The 233-nt window shown below is 49.8% G+C and carries 1 protein-coding gene; it reads left to right on the top strand.

Annotation, left to right across the window (positions count from 1 at the left end; genetic code table 11):
• The coding region (locus Q1A08_RS21430; protein WP_299776435.1) for an Ig-like domain-containing protein at positions 1 to 233 on the top strand (233 nt) is incomplete at both ends.

Here is a 233-nt window from a genome sequence, read left to right as displayed (position 1 = left end):
ACAGCCGATGGTAATGGCGAGTGGAAGATTCAAATTCCAGGCGCGGATGCTTTACCTGAAGGTGCGGTTACCTTTAAGGCGACAGCCGAAGACGCTTCGGGCAATGAAGTTGAAGACACCTTCACCATCACCATTGATACCACAGCAAACGCGGTTCCGGTGATTAATGATGCCGACGATAACGTGGGTAATGTCCAAGGTAAGTTGAACAACGGTGATCACACCGATGACAA

The organism is uncultured Pseudoteredinibacter sp. (genome assembly GCF_947500695.1).
Taxonomy (GTDB): Bacteria; Pseudomonadota; Gammaproteobacteria; order Pseudomonadales; family Cellvibrionaceae; genus Pseudoteredinibacter.
The sequence above is the reverse complement of the archived record's forward strand: the minus strand, read 5'-3'. Positions and strand labels throughout refer to the sequence as shown.